The sequence below is a fragment of the Pseudomonas sp. Leaf127 genome (assembly GCF_001423155.1).
In the GTDB taxonomy this organism is placed as follows: Bacteria; Pseudomonadota; Gammaproteobacteria; order Pseudomonadales; family Pseudomonadaceae; genus Aquipseudomonas; species Aquipseudomonas ovata.
The window spans coordinates 30,040-45,387 of sequence record NZ_LMOA01000001.1 but is presented as its reverse complement, the minus strand read 5'-3'; the positions used below and the strand labels follow the sequence as shown (position 1 = coordinate 45,387).

The 15,348-nt window shown below is 61.3% G+C and carries 11 protein-coding genes; 2 read left to right on the top strand and 9 right to left on the bottom strand.

Annotated elements, in window-relative coordinates; genetic code table 11:
• Window positions 1–4: 4 nt before the first annotated feature.
• Entirely contained in the window at window positions 5–1,909 is a 1,905-nt protein-coding gene (gene ftsH / locus ASF84_RS00155; RefSeq protein ID WP_056834018.1) for an ATP-dependent zinc metalloprotease FtsH, read from the bottom strand.
• A gap of 192 nt (window positions 1,910–2,101) precedes the next feature.
• A complete protein-coding gene (gene rlmE / locus ASF84_RS00150) occupies window positions 2,102–2,752 on the bottom strand; it encodes a 23S rRNA (uridine(2552)-2'-O)-methyltransferase RlmE (RefSeq protein ID WP_056834015.1) in 651 nt (216 codons plus the stop codon).
• Between the two features lie 101 nt (window positions 2,753–2,853).
• Between rlmE and yhbY the strand changes: the two genes are divergently transcribed.
• A complete protein-coding gene (gene yhbY / locus ASF84_RS00145) occupies window positions 2,854–3,162 on the top strand; it encodes a ribosome assembly RNA-binding protein YhbY (RefSeq protein WP_056834013.1) in 309 nt (102 codons plus the stop codon).
• Between the two features lie 111 nt (window positions 3,163–3,273).
• On the opposite strand, the gene greA is transcribed toward yhbY, so the two are convergent.
• The 7 genes from greA to grpE form a co-directional block, all read right to left on the bottom strand.
• Window positions 3,274–3,750 (bottom strand): transcription elongation factor GreA, encoded by a 477-nt coding sequence (gene greA / locus ASF84_RS00140; RefSeq protein ID WP_056834011.1) that lies wholly within the window; start codon window positions 3,748–3,750, stop codon window positions 3,274–3,276.
• A complete protein-coding gene (gene carB / locus ASF84_RS00135; protein WP_056834009.1) occupies window positions 3,747–6,968 on the bottom strand; it encodes a carbamoyl-phosphate synthase large subunit in 3,222 nt (1,073 codons plus the stop codon). The genes greA and carB overlap by 4 nt, the downstream gene beginning before the upstream one ends.
• A gap of 134 nt (window positions 6,969–7,102) precedes the next feature.
• Window positions 7,103–8,239, bottom strand: coding sequence for a glutamine-hydrolyzing carbamoyl-phosphate synthase small subunit (gene carA, locus ASF84_RS00130; RefSeq protein WP_056834007.1), 1,137 nt, complete (start codon window positions 8,237–8,239; stop codon window positions 7,103–7,105).
• Between the two features lie 248 nt (window positions 8,240–8,487).
• A complete protein-coding gene (gene dapB, locus ASF84_RS00125; protein WP_056834005.1) occupies window positions 8,488–9,291 on the bottom strand; it encodes a 4-hydroxy-tetrahydrodipicolinate reductase in 804 nt (267 codons plus the stop codon).
• A gap of 21 nt (window positions 9,292–9,312) precedes the next feature.
• Window positions 9,313–10,446, bottom strand: a complete 1,134-nt coding sequence (gene dnaJ, locus ASF84_RS00120) for a molecular chaperone DnaJ (protein ID WP_056834003.1) — start codon at window positions 10,444–10,446, stop codon at window positions 9,313–9,315.
• A gap of 325 nt (window positions 10,447–10,771) precedes the next feature.
• Complete coding sequence (gene dnaK, locus ASF84_RS00115) at window positions 10,772–12,688, bottom strand: molecular chaperone DnaK (RefSeq protein ID WP_056834000.1); 1,917 nt, start codon at window positions 12,686–12,688, stop codon at window positions 10,772–10,774.
• 101 nt (window positions 12,689–12,789) lie between these two features.
• On the bottom strand, window positions 12,790–13,353 hold the full coding sequence (gene grpE / locus ASF84_RS00110) for a nucleotide exchange factor GrpE (RefSeq protein WP_056833999.1): 564 nt from the start codon (window positions 13,351–13,353) through the stop codon (window positions 12,790–12,792).
• Window positions 13,354–13,624: 271 nt separating this feature from the next.
• Here grpE and recN point away from each other — a divergent pair, with 271 nt between their 5' ends.
• Window positions 13,625–15,298 carry a DNA repair protein RecN gene (gene recN / locus ASF84_RS00105; protein ID WP_056833997.1) on the top strand — a complete coding sequence of 558 codons (1,674 nt, stop codon included), beginning with the start codon at window positions 13,625–13,627 and terminating at the stop codon, window positions 15,296–15,298.
• Window positions 15,299–15,348: the final 50 nt, after the last annotated feature.

Here is a 15,348-nt window from a genome sequence, read left to right as displayed (position 1 = left end):
GGCCTTAATGGTCAGCGGCAGGGCCGCCTATAGGGGCTTCAGGACGCGAATCAGGCGCAATGGGCGTACCCTTGGTGCCCGAACCGCCTTCCCAGTCACGCGGCTCACGTGGCGGACGACCGGACATGATGTCGTCGATCTGGTCGGCATCGATGGTCTCGTACTTCATCAGGGCTTCAGCCATTGCATCGAGCTTGTCACGGTTGTCGGTCAGCAGCTGCCGGGCCGTGTCGTAGCAATGGTCGATGATGCTGCGCACCTCGGAGTCGATCAGCTTGGCCGTGTCACCGGAGAAGCTGGTGTTCTGGCTCGAACCGCGACCCAGGAAGCCGGAATCTTCGTCTTCGGTGTACATCAGCGGGCCGAGTTTCTCGGACAGACCCCACTTGGTCACCATGTTCCGGGCGATCTGGCTGGCACGCATGATGTCGTTGGACGCACCCGTGGTGACGCCATCGAAGCCCAGGGTCATCTCTTCGGCGATACGGCCACCGTACAGCGAGCAGATCTGGCTGTTCAACGCACGCTTGGACAGGCTGTAGCGATCTTCTTCGGGCAGGAACATGGTCACACCCAGCGCACGACCGCGCGGAATGATCGAGACCTTGTAGACCGGATCGTGCTCAGGTACCAGGCGACCGACGATGGCATGGCCGGCCTCGTGATAGGCGGTGTTCTGCTTTTCTTTCTCGGACATGACCATGGTCTTGCGCTCGGCGCCCATCATGATCTTGTCTTTGGCCAGTTCGAACTCTTTCATCTCGACCAGGCGCTTGCCGTTGCGGGCCGCAAACAACGAGGCCTCGTTGACCAGGTTGGCCAGGTCGGCACCGGAGAAGCCCGGTGTACCACGTGCAATGACGGCAGGCTGGACGTCCTCGCCCATCGGCACCTTGCGCATGTGAACCTTGAGGATCTGCTCGCGACCACGGATGTCCGGCAGGCCGACCACCACCTGGCGGTCGAAGCGACCAGGACGCAGCAGCGCAGGGTCCAGTACGTCGGGACGGTTGGTGGCGGCAATGACAATGATGCCGTCGTTGACTTCGAAGCCGTCCATCTCGACCAGCAACTGGTTGAGGGTCTGCTCGCGCTCGTCGTGACCGCCACCCATGCCGGCGCCACGATGGCGACCCACGGCATCGATTTCGTCGATGAAGATGATGCACGGCGCGTGCTTCTTGGCCTGCTCGAACATGTCGCGCACACGGCTGGCACCGACACCGACGAACATCTCGACGAAGTCCGAACCGGAGATGGTAAAGAACGGCACTTTCGCCTCACCGGCGATGGCCTTGGCCAGCAGCGTCTTGCCGGTGCCCGGAGGACCGACCATCAGCACGCCACGCGGGATACGGCCACCCAGGCGCTGGAACTTGCCCGGATCACGCAGGAACTCGACCAGTTCGCCGACTTCCTCCTTGGCCTCGTCACACCCGGCCACGTCGGCCAGGGTCGTCTTGACCTGGTCTTCGGACAGCAGGCGCGCCTTGCTCTTGCCAAAGCTCATGGGCCCGCCCTTGCCGCCGGCACCGCCCTGCATCTGGCGCATGAAGAACATGAACACCGCGATGATCACCAGGATCGGGAAGCTGGCGACCAGCAACTGGGTCCAGATACTCTGCTGCTCGGGCTGCTTGCCCTCGACCACGACGTTGTTGTCGACCAGGTCGCCAATCAGGCCGTTGTCCTGGATTGCCGGACGGATGGTCTTGAAGGTGTCGCCGTCACTGCGCTTGCCGGTGATGACGTAGCCGTCCACGGAGACCTTCTCGACCTTGCCGTCCTTCACCTGCTGGATGAATTCGGAATAGTTGAGGGTCTGCGGTTCGTTCGGGCTGGAGAAGTTGTTCATCACCGTCACCAGGACAGCCGCGATGATCAACCACAAGATCAAATTCTTTGCCATATCGTTCAATTAGCTACCCTCTGAAGCAAGCTCCACGCCGCAAGCGTGCCTCGCATGATAATCACCGCCCTAACTTACTACAGAACCCACAGCTGTGGCAGGCGCCGTCTGTAACCCTTTGTGAAACTTTAGCTACGCGATGTTCGTTCAGGCGGCACTTTCATGCCATTTGAAAAAAGCTATCGCCAGACCTCAAAAACGCTCGATGCTGGCCGAGCCTTCAATGCCACGGAAACCACGGGCCAGCAAATACTGCTCGCGAGACCTGTCGCGTGACGACAGCGGCTTGCGCATCTGCACCTTGTCGAACAGGCGGCGAACGTCCTTGTGATAGACGTCGAAGCCTTCGCCCTGGAAGATCTTGATCAGAAAATCCCCGCCTGGTCGCAAGATACGACCTGCCAGGTCCAGTGCCAGTTCGCAGAGAAACATGGCGCGCGGCATGTCGACCGCACTCAATCCACTCATATTGGGGGCCATATCGGAAATCACAAGGTCTACCTGTGTATTACCGACCGCCTCGAGGATTTGCGTCAGCACGGCGTCTTCGGTGAAGTCGCCCTGAATGAAGGTGACATCACCGATGGCGTCCATCTCCAGAATGTCCGAGGCAATCAGCCGGCCCTGCCCGCCGATCAGCCGGCTGGTCACCTGCGACCAGCCGCCGGGCGCGGCGCCCAGGTCGACCACGGTCATGCCCGGACGGATGATCTTGTCCTTCTCCTGGATTTCCAGAAGCTTGTAGCTGGCGCGCGAACGGTAGCCGTCCTTTTGCGCCATCTTCACGTATTTGTCGTCGAAATGTTCTTTCAGCCAATTCTGGCTGGACTTGGAAGGCTTCACTGGGCACCTCGAAAATAAACGGGTCACGATTAATAGGGCGGTCCCCGACTCGCTCGGGTAAACTGGCCGCCGTTTTTACCAGACCAGACGCAGGGGTCATTATGCCGCTCACTCAAGAGCAGAAGAAACAGTACAAATCCATTGGCCACCATCTGAAACCGGTTTTGATCGTGGCAGACAACGGATTGACCGAAGGTGTGCTCGCCGAACTGGAGCGCGCACTGAGCGATCACGAACTGATCAAGGTCAAGGTCAACGTTCTGGACCGCGAAAGCCGTCTGCAAGCCATTGCCGGCCTGTGCAAGACAGGGTCTGCGGAACTGGTGCAGGTCATCGGCAAGATGGCACTGATCTACCGCAAGAACCCCAAGGTCAACAAGAACCTGTCAAACGTTCATCGCGCCAGCTGACACCGCTTCAAGCAGGCTGCGTTCGTAGCCTGGCCCTTAAAAGCAGGCCGCCCACCCGGAATATCCGGGCGGGCGGCCAAAGCTCATTCAGCAGCAGGTTGGCAAGTCGCCTCAGATGTGGCGAACCTCGACAATCTCGTACTCGATCACGCCCTTGGGTGTCGTCACCGCCACCACATCACCTTCCTGCTTGGCAATCAGCGCACGGGCGATAGGCGAGCCTACCGAAATCTTGCCCAGCTTGATGTCCGCTTCGTCCTCGCCAACGATCTGGTAGGTCACGCTTTCGTCGGTATCGACATTGGCGATTTCCACGGTCGTGCCGAAAATCACCTTGCCGGTGTGCTCGATGGTGGTGACGTCGATCACCACGGCATTCTGCATGCGGCCCTCGATGTCGCGGATCCGCGCCTCGACCATGCCCTGCTGCTCGCGGGCGGCATGGTATTCGGCGTTTTCCTTGAGGTCACCCAGCTCGCGCGCAGTCCCGATGTCCTGGCTGAGCTTGGGGCGGACCACCTTGGTCAGGTGGGCGTGTTCTTCTTCCAGGGCGCGAGCGCCCTGGACGGTCATGGGGTATTTAATCATCCTTTCAATCCTGCATGCAGGTCCTGCAGGCGGCGTACGGTCTTCTCGGGACCGAACTTGAGCGCCTCACAGACGGCTTCGCCGGCCGCAATGGTGGTCGTGCAGTAGATCTTGTGCTGCAACGCATTGCGACGAATGGAGTAGGAGTCAGCAATCGACTGACGGCCTTCGGTGGTGTTGATGATCAGCGTGACTTCGTCATTCTTGATCATGTCGACAACGTGCGGACGACCTTCGGTCACCTTGTTGACGCGACGGACCTTGAGACCCGCGGCTTCGATCAGCTTGGCCGTGCCGGCGGTGGCCACCACTTCGAAGCCCAGGCTGATCAGGTCACGGGCAACGCCGGCCACCAGGGGCTTGTCGTCGTCACGCACGCTGATGAACGCAGTGCCGCTGGTCGGCAGGGTTTCGCTGGCGCCCATCTGGGCCTTGGCGAACGCTTCGCCGAAGGTGTCGCCGACGCCCATCACTTCACCGGTGGACTTCATCTCAGGGCCGAGGATCGGGTCGACGCCCGGGAACTTGGCGAACGGGAACACCGCTTCCTTGACGCTGTAGAAGTTAGGAATGATTTCCTTGGTGAAACCCAGCTCCTTGAGGGTCTTGCCAGCCATGACACGGGCGGCAATCATCGCCAGGGAGACACCGATGCACTTGGACACGAACGGCACGGTACGCGAGGCGCGCGGGTTGACTTCGATGACGTAGATATCGTCGCCTTGCAGCGCCAGCTGTACGTTCATCAGGCCGACCACACCCAGCTCCAAGGCCATCTTGCGCACTTGCTCGCGCATTTCGTCCTGGATGTGAGCCGGCAGCGAGTACGGCGGCAGCGAGCACGCCGAGTCGCCGGAGTGAACGCCGGCCTGCTCGATATGCTGCATGATCGCGCCGATGACCACATCGGTGCCGTCGCAGACAGCATCCACGTCCATTTCGATGGCGCAGTTGAGGAAGTGGTCCAGCAGCACCGGGCTGTCGTTGGACACTTGCACCGCTTCGCGCAGGTAACGCTTGAGCTCGTCTTCCTGATAGACGATTTCCATCGCCCGGCCACCCAGGACATAGGACGGGCGCACGACCAGCGGGTAGCCGATCTTGGCAGCGGCACGAATCGCTTCGTCTTCGCTACGCACGGTGGCGTTTGGCGGCTGACGCAGGTTCAGGCGCTCGACCATCTGCTGGAAGCGCTCGCGGTCTTCGGCACGGTCGATGGCGTCGGGGCTGGTGCCGATGATCGGCACGCCGGCCGCTTCCAGGGCGCGAGCCAGTTTCAGCGGGGTCTGCCCGCCGTACTGGACGATGACGCCCTTGGGCTTCTCGACCCGTACGATTTCCAGTACGTCTTCCAGGGTCACCGGCTCGAAGTACAGGCGATCGGAGGTGTCGTAGTCCGTGGAGACGGTTTCCGGGTTGCAGTTGACCATGATCGTTTCATAGCCGTCTTCACGCAGCGCCAGGGCCGCATGCACACAGCAGTAGTCGAACTCGATACCCTGGCCAATGCGGTTGGGACCGCCACCCAGAATCATGATCTTGTCGCGGGTCGACGGGTTGGCCTCGCACTCTTCCTCGTACGTGGAGTACATGTAGGCGGTGTCGGTGGCGAACTCGGCGGCACAGGTGTCGACGCGCTTGTAGACCGGCAGCACGTCCAGCTTGTGACGGTGCGTGCGCAGGTTCTTCTCGGTCACACCCAGCAGCTTGGCCAGGCGCGCATCGGAGAAGCCCTTGCGCTTGAGGCGCAGCATCAGGTCGCGGTCGATGCTCGACAGCCCCAGGGTCTTGACCTTCTCTTCGTCCTTGACCAGGTCTTCGATCTGCACCAGGAACCACGGGTCGATCATGTTCATGGCGAAGATTTCTTCGACGGTCATGCCGGCACGGAAGGCATCGGCCACGTACCAGATACGCTCGGCACCCGGCACGGTCAGCTCGCGCTTGAGGGTGCTCATGCTTTCCGGGTGGCTCAGGTCCACTTTCGGGTCCAGGCCGCACACGCCCACTTCCAGGCCACGCAGGGCCTTTTGCAGGGATTCCTGGAAGGTCCGGCCGATGGCCATGACTTCACCGACCGACTTCATCTGGGTGGTCAGGCGGGCGTCAGCCTTGGCGAACTTCTCGAAGGCGAAACGCGGCAGCTTGGTCACGACGTAGTCGATGGCCGGCTCGAAGGACGCCGGGGTCTTGCCGCCGGTGATGTCGTTCTGCAGTTCGTCGAGGGTGTAGCCGACCGCCAGCTTGGCCGCGACCTTGGCGATCGGGAAGCCGGTGGCCTTGGAGGCCAGTGCCGAAGAGCGCGAGACACGCGGGTTCATCTCGATCACGACCATGCGGCCAGTGTTCGGGCAGATACCGAACTGCACGTTGGAACCGCCGGTCTCGACGCCGATCTCGCGCAGCACCGCCAGGGAGGCGTTACGCAGGATCTGGTATTCCTTGTCGGTCAGGGTCTGGGCCGGCGCGACGGTGATCGAGTCACCGGTGTGCACGCCCATCGGGTCGAAGTTCTCGATGGAGCAGACGATGATGCAGTTGTCCTTTTTGTCGCGGACCACTTCCATCTCGTACTCTTTCCAGCCGATCAGCGACTCGTCGATCAGCAGCTCCTTGGTCGGCGACAGGTCCAGACCACGGGCACAGATTTCTTCGAACTCTTCACGGTTGTAAGCGATACCGCCACCGGTGCCGCCCATGGTGAAGGACGGACGAATGATGCACGGGAAGCCCAGCTTTTCGAGGACCGTGAAGGCCTCTTCCATGCTGTGGGCGATACCGGAACGCGGGCAGGCCAGGCCGATGGACTTCATGGCCTTGTCGAAGCGCGAGCGGTCTTCGGCCTTGTCGATGGTGTCAGCGTTGGCACCGATCATTTCCACGCCGAACTTTTCCAGGATGCCTTCGCGCTCCAGATCCAGGGCGCAGTTCAGGGCGGTCTGGCCACCCATGGTCGGCAGTACGGCGTCAGGACGCTCTTTCTCGATGATCTTGGCAACGGTCTGCCACTTGATCGGCTCGATGTAGGTGGCGTCGGCCATGGCCGGGTCGGTCATGATGGTGGCCGGGTTGGAGTTCACCAGGATGACGCGGTAACCCTCTTCGCGCAGGGCCTTGCAGGCCTGGGCGCCGGAGTAGTCGAATTCACAGGCCTGGCCGATCACGATGGGGCCGGCGCCGAGAATCAGGATACTTTTAATGTCTGTACGTTTTGGCATGGGTTGTCACTCAACTCCGCAATTCAGTCGGCAAGCCGTCTTGAATATTCATGGCGATGCCGGGTGGCAGCGACCGGACCGATAAGGTCCGGGGCCACCCGGGCACCTGCTTGTTTCATTTTCAAGGCAACCGGTCAGCGGCGCTTGGCCATGGCATCGATGAAGCGATCGAACAAAGGCGCTACATCGTTTGGACCCGGGCTGGCTTCAGGGTGACCCTGGAAGCTGAACGCGCTCTTGTCGGTGCGCTCGATACCTTGCAGGGTGCCGTCGAACAGCGACTTGTGGATGGCGCGGACGTTGCCTGGCAGGGTGGCCTCGTCGACCGCAAAACCGTGGTTCTGGCTGGTGATCATGACCACGCCGCTGTCCAGGTCCTGCACCGGGTGGTTGGCACCGTGGTGGCCGTGACCCATCTTGACAGTCTTGGCACCGGAGGCCAGGGCCAGCAACTGGTGACCCAGGCAGATGCCGAACACCGGAATGTCGGTTTCCAGCACATCCTTGATCGCCTGGATGGCGTAGTCGCAAGGCTCCGGGTCACCCGGGCCGTTGGACAGAAACACGCCGTCCGGGCTGAGTGCCAGCACATCGCTGGCCGGGGTCTGTGCCGGCACCACGGTCACGCGGCAGCCGCGCTCGACCAGCATGCGCAGGATGTTGACCTTGACGCCGTAGTCGAAGGCGACGACATGGTAAGGCAGGTCGGCGGCCGCAATTTCCGGATGGCTGTCGGTTTTCAGTTCCCAGACACTGGAACGCCACTCATAGCGCTCTTTGGTGCTGACCACTTTGGCCAGGTCCATGCCCTTGAGGCCCGGAAAGCCGCGTGCCGCTTCGATGGCCGCTTCGTCGCTGATGTTGTCACCGGCCAGGATGCAGCCGTTCTGGGCGCCCTTTTCACGCAGGATGCGGGTCAGGCGACGGGTGTCGATGCCGGCGATGGCCACGACGTTGTTGGCCTTCAGGTAGTCCTGCAAAGACATCTTGCTGCGCCAGTTGCTGGCCACCAGCGGCAGGTCGCGAATGACCAGGCCGGCTGACCAGACGCGGTCGGACTCGGCGTCTTCCGGGGTGATGCCGGTGTTGCCAATGTGCGGGTAAGTCAGGGTGACGATTTGCTGGGCATAGGAAGGATCGGTAAGGATTTCCTGATAGCCGGTCATTGCGGTGTTGAACACCACCTCACCAACAGTCTGACCGTCGGCTCCAATGGCTTCACCGCGAAAAATGCTGCCATCAGCAAGGGCGAGTATGGCTGGCTTAGTCAAGAAGACCTCCCGTAAATAAAGCCTGAAAGGGCGATCGCAGGTTGTAAAAAAGCGGAATGACGTTTTGATACGTCACCCCGCTTTCTTATGGATTCATCTGCGCGCTTTTAGTGGACACACTAAAGCTGTAGCTTACAGAAAAGGCCTGTTTTGGTCTACTGCAAATGCAGCCAGTCTGGACACGCAATTTCTGTTGCTGATCGCCAAGGTCGTGAAAATTCAGGATTTTCGCCGACCTCGACCGTTAATCAGCGCAGTTCCAGCACATCCTGCATGTCATACAAACCTGGCGCCTTGCCGTCCAGCCACAGCGCTGCACGCACGGCACCGCGTGCAAAGGTCATGCGGCTCGACGCCTTGTGGGTGATTTCGACGCGCTCGCCATCGGCGGCGAACAGCACGGTATGGTCACCCACGATGTCGCCGGCGCGGGTCGTGGCAAAGCCGATGGTCTGCCGCTCGCGCGCACCGGTCTGGCCCTCACGCCCATAGACGGCGACTTTTTCCAGGTCACGACCCAGCGCATTGGCCACCACTTCACCCATGCGCAAGGCCGTGCCCGAAGGCGCGTCGACCTTGTGCCGGTGGTGCGCTTCGCTGATCTCGATATCGACCTCGTCACCCAGCACCCGCGCGGCCGTGTCGAGCAGCTTCAGGCACAGGTTCACGCCAACGCTGTAGTTGGCCGCGAAGACGACCGGAATCTCCTTGGCCGCCTCGGCCAGGCGCAGCTTTTCTTCGGCCGTGAACCCGGTGGTGCCGATCACGATGGCCTTGCCCGCCTTGCGGCAGAACGCCAGGTTCTTCAGCGTCACCGAAGGATGGGTGAAGTCGATCAACACATCGAACTCTTCGGCCACCCGGGCCAGGTCACCCGACAAGGGCACGCCGATGCGGCCCTGCCCTGCCAGTTCGCCGGCATCGGCGCCCACCAGCGTGCTGTCGGGACGGTCGATGGCGGCGGTCAGCCCGGCGCCCGGCGCCTGGCCGACCGCTTCGATCAGAATCTTGCCCATGCGCCCGGCGGCGCCTGTCACAGCAATACGTCGCATACCCTGCTCCTGTGGATAACCTTACAAATCGCCGAAGAAACGCTTCACACCCTCGAACCAGCCACTGGCCTTGGGAGAGTGCGACTGGTCACCTTCGAGCGACTCACGGAATTCCTCGAGCAGTTCGCGCTGACGCTTGCCCAGGTTCACCGGCGTCTCGACCGCCACACGGCACATCAGGTCGCCAGGGCCGCCACCGCGTACCGGCGCCACGCCCTTGCCACGCAGGCGGAACTGCTTGCCGGTCTGGGTGCCTTCGGGGATCTTCAACTTGACGCGACCGTCCAGGGTCGGCACTTCCAGCTCGCCGCCCAGCGCCGCATCGGTAAAGCTGATCGGCACTTCGCAGAACAGGTGCTTGCCGTCGCGCTGGAAGATCGGGTGCTCGCGCACATTGATGACCACGTACAGGTCGCCGCTCGGACCGCTGTGCGGGCCGGCCTCGCCTTCGCCCGACAGGCGGATGCGATCGCCGGTGTCGACACCGGGCGGCACCTTGACCGACAGGGTCTTGTATTCCTCGACCCGGCCTTCGCCATTGCAGGATTCGCACGGATCGGAAATGATCTTGCCGTTGCCATGGCAGCGCGGGCAGGTCTGCTGCACCGAGAAGAAGCCCTGCTGCATGCGCACCTGACCGATACCACCACAGGTCGGGCAGGTGATCGGCGACGAGCCTTTCTTGGCACCGCTGCCGTCGCACGGCTTGCAGTTGACCAGCGTCGGCACGCGGATATTCACGGTCGTGCCGCGCACCGCTTCTTCAAGGTTCAGCTCCAGCGTGTAGCGCAGGTCGCTGCCGCGCTGCGGACCACCACGACCACCGCCGCCACGTCCACCACCGAAGAAGTCACTGAACACGTCACCGAAAATATCGGAGAAGTTCGCACCGCCCGCACCGAAGCCGCCACCGCCGCCACCCATGCTCGGGTCGACACCGGCATGGCCATACTGGTCGTAGGCCGCACGCTTGCTGGCATCGGACAGCACTTCGTAGGCCTCGTTGGCCTCCTTGAACAGCTCTTCCGAGGTCTTGTCATCCGGGTTACGGTCCGGGTGATGCTTCATCGCCAGGCGGCGATAGGCTTTTTTCAGCTCCGCCTCACCGGCGCCGCGCTCGACCCCCAACACTTCGTAATAGTCACGCTTAGCCATATATTCTTCCGCACTCTTGAGGACGTCCGGCCTGACTCTCCTGAGCCTGGCCTGACTCGTTGAGCCCAATAAAGGCCCGGACCCAACTCACGTCAATTCAACGATCCTGGTCTTCGTTCAACGGCCACCGATGGCCGAGAAAGCGGCAGAACAAGCCTTGATGCAGGAGCATCGCAGCCTTGCCGCAAGGTGCCTGCCGCCGTGCGGCAACCACCGGAAATTTCGTCTGCTCCAGACACGCCAACGCGGGAGCAAGCTCCCGCGCGGCGACATCCTACCAGCGACCGCAACACAGCGGTCAACCGGCTTGCAAGTGAGCCTGCGCTTACTTGTTATCCTTGACTTCTTCGAACTCGGCGTCGACGACGTCGTCAGGCTTGGCTGCGCCTTCGGCCGGCTTGGCAGCGGCCTCAGGGCTTTCAGCCTGCTCGGCGTACATTTTCTGCGCGATGGGTGCGGAAACCTTCGACAGTTCTTCGACCTTGGCTTCGATCAGCGCCTTGTCGTCGCCCTTGACAGCAGCTTCCAGCGCAACCAGTGCAGCCTCGACAGCGGTCTTCTCTTCAGCGGTGACCTTGTCGCCAGCGTCAGAGATCATCTTGCGAGTCGAGTGCACCAGGGCATCGCCCTGGTTACGGGCAGAGGCCAGCTCTTCGAACTTGCGATCTTCTTCGGCGTTGACTTCGGCGTCACGCACCATCTGCTGGATTTCTTCCTCGGACAGACCGGAGTTGGCCTTGATCACGATGGACTGCTGCTTGCCGGTGGCCTTGTCCTTGGCGCCGACGTGCAGGATGCCGTTGGCGTCGATGTCGAAGGTCACTTCGATTTGCGGCACACCGCGTGGTGCTGGCGGAATCTCGGCCAGGTCGAACTTGCCCAGGGACTTGTTCTGGCCAGCCTGCTTGCGCTCACCTTGCAGCACGTGAATGGTCACGGCGTTCTGGTTATCGTCGGCGGTGGAGAAAACCTGCGATTTCTTGGTCGGAATCGTGGTGTTCTTCTCGATCAGCGCGGTCATCACGCCACCCATGGTTTCGATACCCAGGGTCAGCGGGCTGACGTCCAGCAGCAGGACGTCCTTGACGTCACCGGCCAGTACCGCACCCTGGATGGCAGCACCCATGGCCACGGCTTCGTCAGGGTTGACGTCCTTGCGCGCTTCCTTGCCGAAGAAATCGGTCACCAGCTTCTGCACCAGCGGCATGCGGGTCTGACCGCCGACCAGGATCACGTCGTTGATCGCGCCAATGTCGATACCGGCATCTTTCAGGGCAACGCGGCATGGCTCGATGGTGCGCTGCACCAGGTCTTCGACCAGCGATTCGAGCTTCGAACGCGAGATCTTCACGTTCAAGTGCTTCGGACCGGTTGCATCTGCAGTGATGTACGGCAGGTTGACGTCGGTCTGCAGGCTGGAGGACAGCTCGATCTTGGCTTTTTCAGCGGCTTCTTTCAGGCGCTGCATTGCCAGCGGATCACCCTTGAGGTTGATGCCGCTTTCTTTCTTGAATTCGTCGACGAGGTAGTCGATCAGACGGATGTCAAAGTCTTCACCGCCCAGGAACGTGTCACCGTTGGTGGCCAGTACTTCGAACTGGTGCTCGCCGTCGACTTCGGCAATTTCGATCACCGACACGTCGAAGGTACCGCCACCCAGGTCATAAACGATCACGGTGTGATCGCCCTTGGCCTTGTCCATGCCGTAGGCCAGCGCAGCCGCAGTCGGCTCGTTGATGATGCGCTTGACGTCCAGACCGGCAATACGACCGGCGTCCTTGGTGGCCTGACGCTGGCTGTCGTTGAAGTAGGCCGGTACGGTGATGACCGCTTCGGTCACAGGCTCGCCGAGGTAGTCTTCGGCGGTCTTCTTCATTTTCTTCAGGATTTCAGCGGAAATCTGAGGAGGCGCCATCTTCTGGCCATTGACCTCGACCCAGGCATCACCGTTGTCAGCCTTGGAAATCTTGTAAGGCACCATCTGGATGTCTTTCTGAACGACTTCTTCGTCGAAGCGACGGCCGATCAGACGCTTTACCGCGTACAGGGTGTTGTGCGGGTTGGTGACCGCCTGGCGCTTGGCCGACTGGCCAACCAGGATTTCGCCGTCGTTGGCGTAGGCCACGATCGAAGGCGTGGTGCGGGTGCCTTCGGCGTTTTCGATCACCTTGACATTACCGCCTTCCAGAATCGAAACGCAGGAGTTGGTGGTCCCCAGGTCGATACCGATAATTCTGCCCATCTTTACTCTCCCGAAACTTTTGTAGGGTTGCCGCAACCGGGTTCACAGATTGCGGTAGCACTTGAACGCTTGACCTTTAAATGGGGCCTGGTCGGCCGATTTCAAGCCTGCTCGTCAATCGACGGTTTGGCAGGCGAAGGGGCCTTGCTGACCACGACCATTGCCGGGCGCAGCAGGCGACCATTGAGCTGGTAGCCCTTCTGAAACACTTTGAGCACCGTGTTGGGCTCGACGTTGGCACTTTCTTCCATGGCCATGGCCTGGTGCTGATCAGCATTGAAGGGCTGGCCGTGTGGATCGACCGCCTCCAGCTGATAGCGCTTGAGCGTGTCCTGAAACATCTTGAGCGTCAGCTCGATGCCTTCGCGCATCGGACGGATGCTTTGATCGTCCGGGCTGGACAGGTCCAGACCACGCTCCAGGCTGTCGATGATCGGCAACAGATCACCGGCAAATTTCTCCAGCGCAAACTTGTGCGCCTTTTCTACATCCTGCTCGGCACGGCGGCGGACATTCTGCAGATCCGCAGCCACACGCAGAGATTGGTCCTGCGCGGCAGCCAGCTGCTCTTCGAGCACCTGCACGCGCACTGCCAGGTCTTCACCTGTCGCCGATTGCGCAGCCTGATCCTGAGCCTGCGTATCCAGATTCTGTTCGTCAGCCATAGAGCTCTCCTTTCAAAAACGTCCGCGAACCCAACTCGCGCTTCTGCCCCCCTATATGGGAACGGAATTTACGGCTTCAAGGGCCCGGCCTACAGGAAGTTGCCAATTGTGATGAAAAATTGCGCCATAAAACCCAGACGAGCGTCTCAAGCCGGCGACAGGAACGACTAAGGCCGTACGTCGACCGATGAAATCGAACTAAAGGCAGGCATTGTCAGAGCGGAATCAAACACTGTATAAATAACCAGAAGAACTGTCTCGGAGCCACTTCATGCTGGTCCATCTTTCCGTACACAATTACGCCATCGTTGAGCACCTCGATCTTGAACTCGATCGCGGCATGAGCGTTATCACGGGCGAAACCGGTGCCGGCAAGTCGATCATGCTCGACGCCCTGGGCCTGACCCTGGGTGACCGGGCCGACAGTGGCGTGGTCCGCCCGGGCGCCGACAAGGCCGATATCCTGGCCACCTTCGACCTGGCTGACATTCCCGAAGCACAAGCCTGGCTGGCCGAGCGCGACCTCGACAACCAGGGCCCGTGCATCCTGCGCCGGGTCATCACCGCCGAAGGCCGCTCGCGCGCCTACATCAACGGCACGCCCTGCCCGCAAGGCGACCTCAAGGCGCTGGGCGAGCTGATGATCGACATTCACAGTCAGCACGAGCACCAGTCGCTGCTCAAGGCCGAGACCCACCGGCGCCTGCTTGACGAATACGCCGGCGCCACCGACCTCGCCCGCCAGGTGCACCTGGCTTCGCAACGCTGGCGCCAGACCCGCCAGGAGCTGGAACGCCTGTCCAACTCCGGCGACGAACAACGCGCCCGCCACCAGTTGCTCAGCTACCAGCTCGAAGAACTCGAAAGCCTGAGCCTGGGCGAAAACGAACTGGAGAACCTCGAGCAGGACCACAAGGCCCTGACCAACGCCGAAAGCCTGCTGGGCATCTGCCGCCAGGTGATCGAGCAGTGCAGCGAAAGCGACTCGGGCAACGTCCTGCACGCCCTGACCAACAGCCTCAACCGCCTGTCGGGGGTCAGCAATGCTTCGACCGCCCTCCACGAGGCCACCGAACTGCTGTCCAGTGCCCAGATCCAGGTCGAAGAGGCCATGGGCGAGCTCAACCGCTTTCTCGATCATTTCGATGCCGACCCGGCCCGCCTGCAACAGATCGAAGAACGCCTCGACGCGATCTACAGCCTGGCGCGCAAGCACCGCATCCAGCCCAACGAAGTGGCCACGCTGCACCAGAAGCTGCTGGACGAGATTGAAACGCTCAATGCCAATGACGAGTCCATCGAGCGCCTGCAGAACGAGCTGGCGTCCTTTGCCCGGCATTATCAGGAAAAGGCCCGGGAACTGAGCGACCTTCGCCACCGCTCGGCGGGCGAACTGGCCCACGCCGTCGAACAGGAAATCCATCGCCTGGGCATGCCGGGTGGACGCTTCAGCATCGAACTCAAGCCTCATGCCGGCGGCGAACTGCTGCCCTATGGCCTGGAGCAGGTCGAACTGCTGGTCAGTGCCAACCCCGGACAACCGCTCAAGCCGCTGGCCAAGGTGGCCTCCGGTGGCGAGCTGTCGCGCATCAGCCTGGCCATCCAGGTGATCACCGCCCAGACCTCGCGCATCCCGACCCTGGTGTTCGACGAAGTCGACGTCGGCATTGGCGGCCCGACCGCTGAAATCGTCGGCCAGTTGCTGCGCCGGCTGGGTGATCGCGGCCAGGTCATGACCGTGACCCACCTGCCGCAAGTGGCCGCACAAGGCCATCAGCACCTGTTCGTGCACAAGGTCCGCGACAACAACGCCACGCGCACAGCCGTGTCGAAACTGGGCAAGACCGAACGCATCGAAGAAGTCGCCCGCATGCTGGGCGGCATCGACCTGACCAAGGAATCGCTGGCTCACGCCAAGAAGATGATCGTCACCTCGAAAAACTGAGGCACACAAAAAAGCCCCTTGGCGACCGGAGTCGCCAAGGGGCTTTTTTC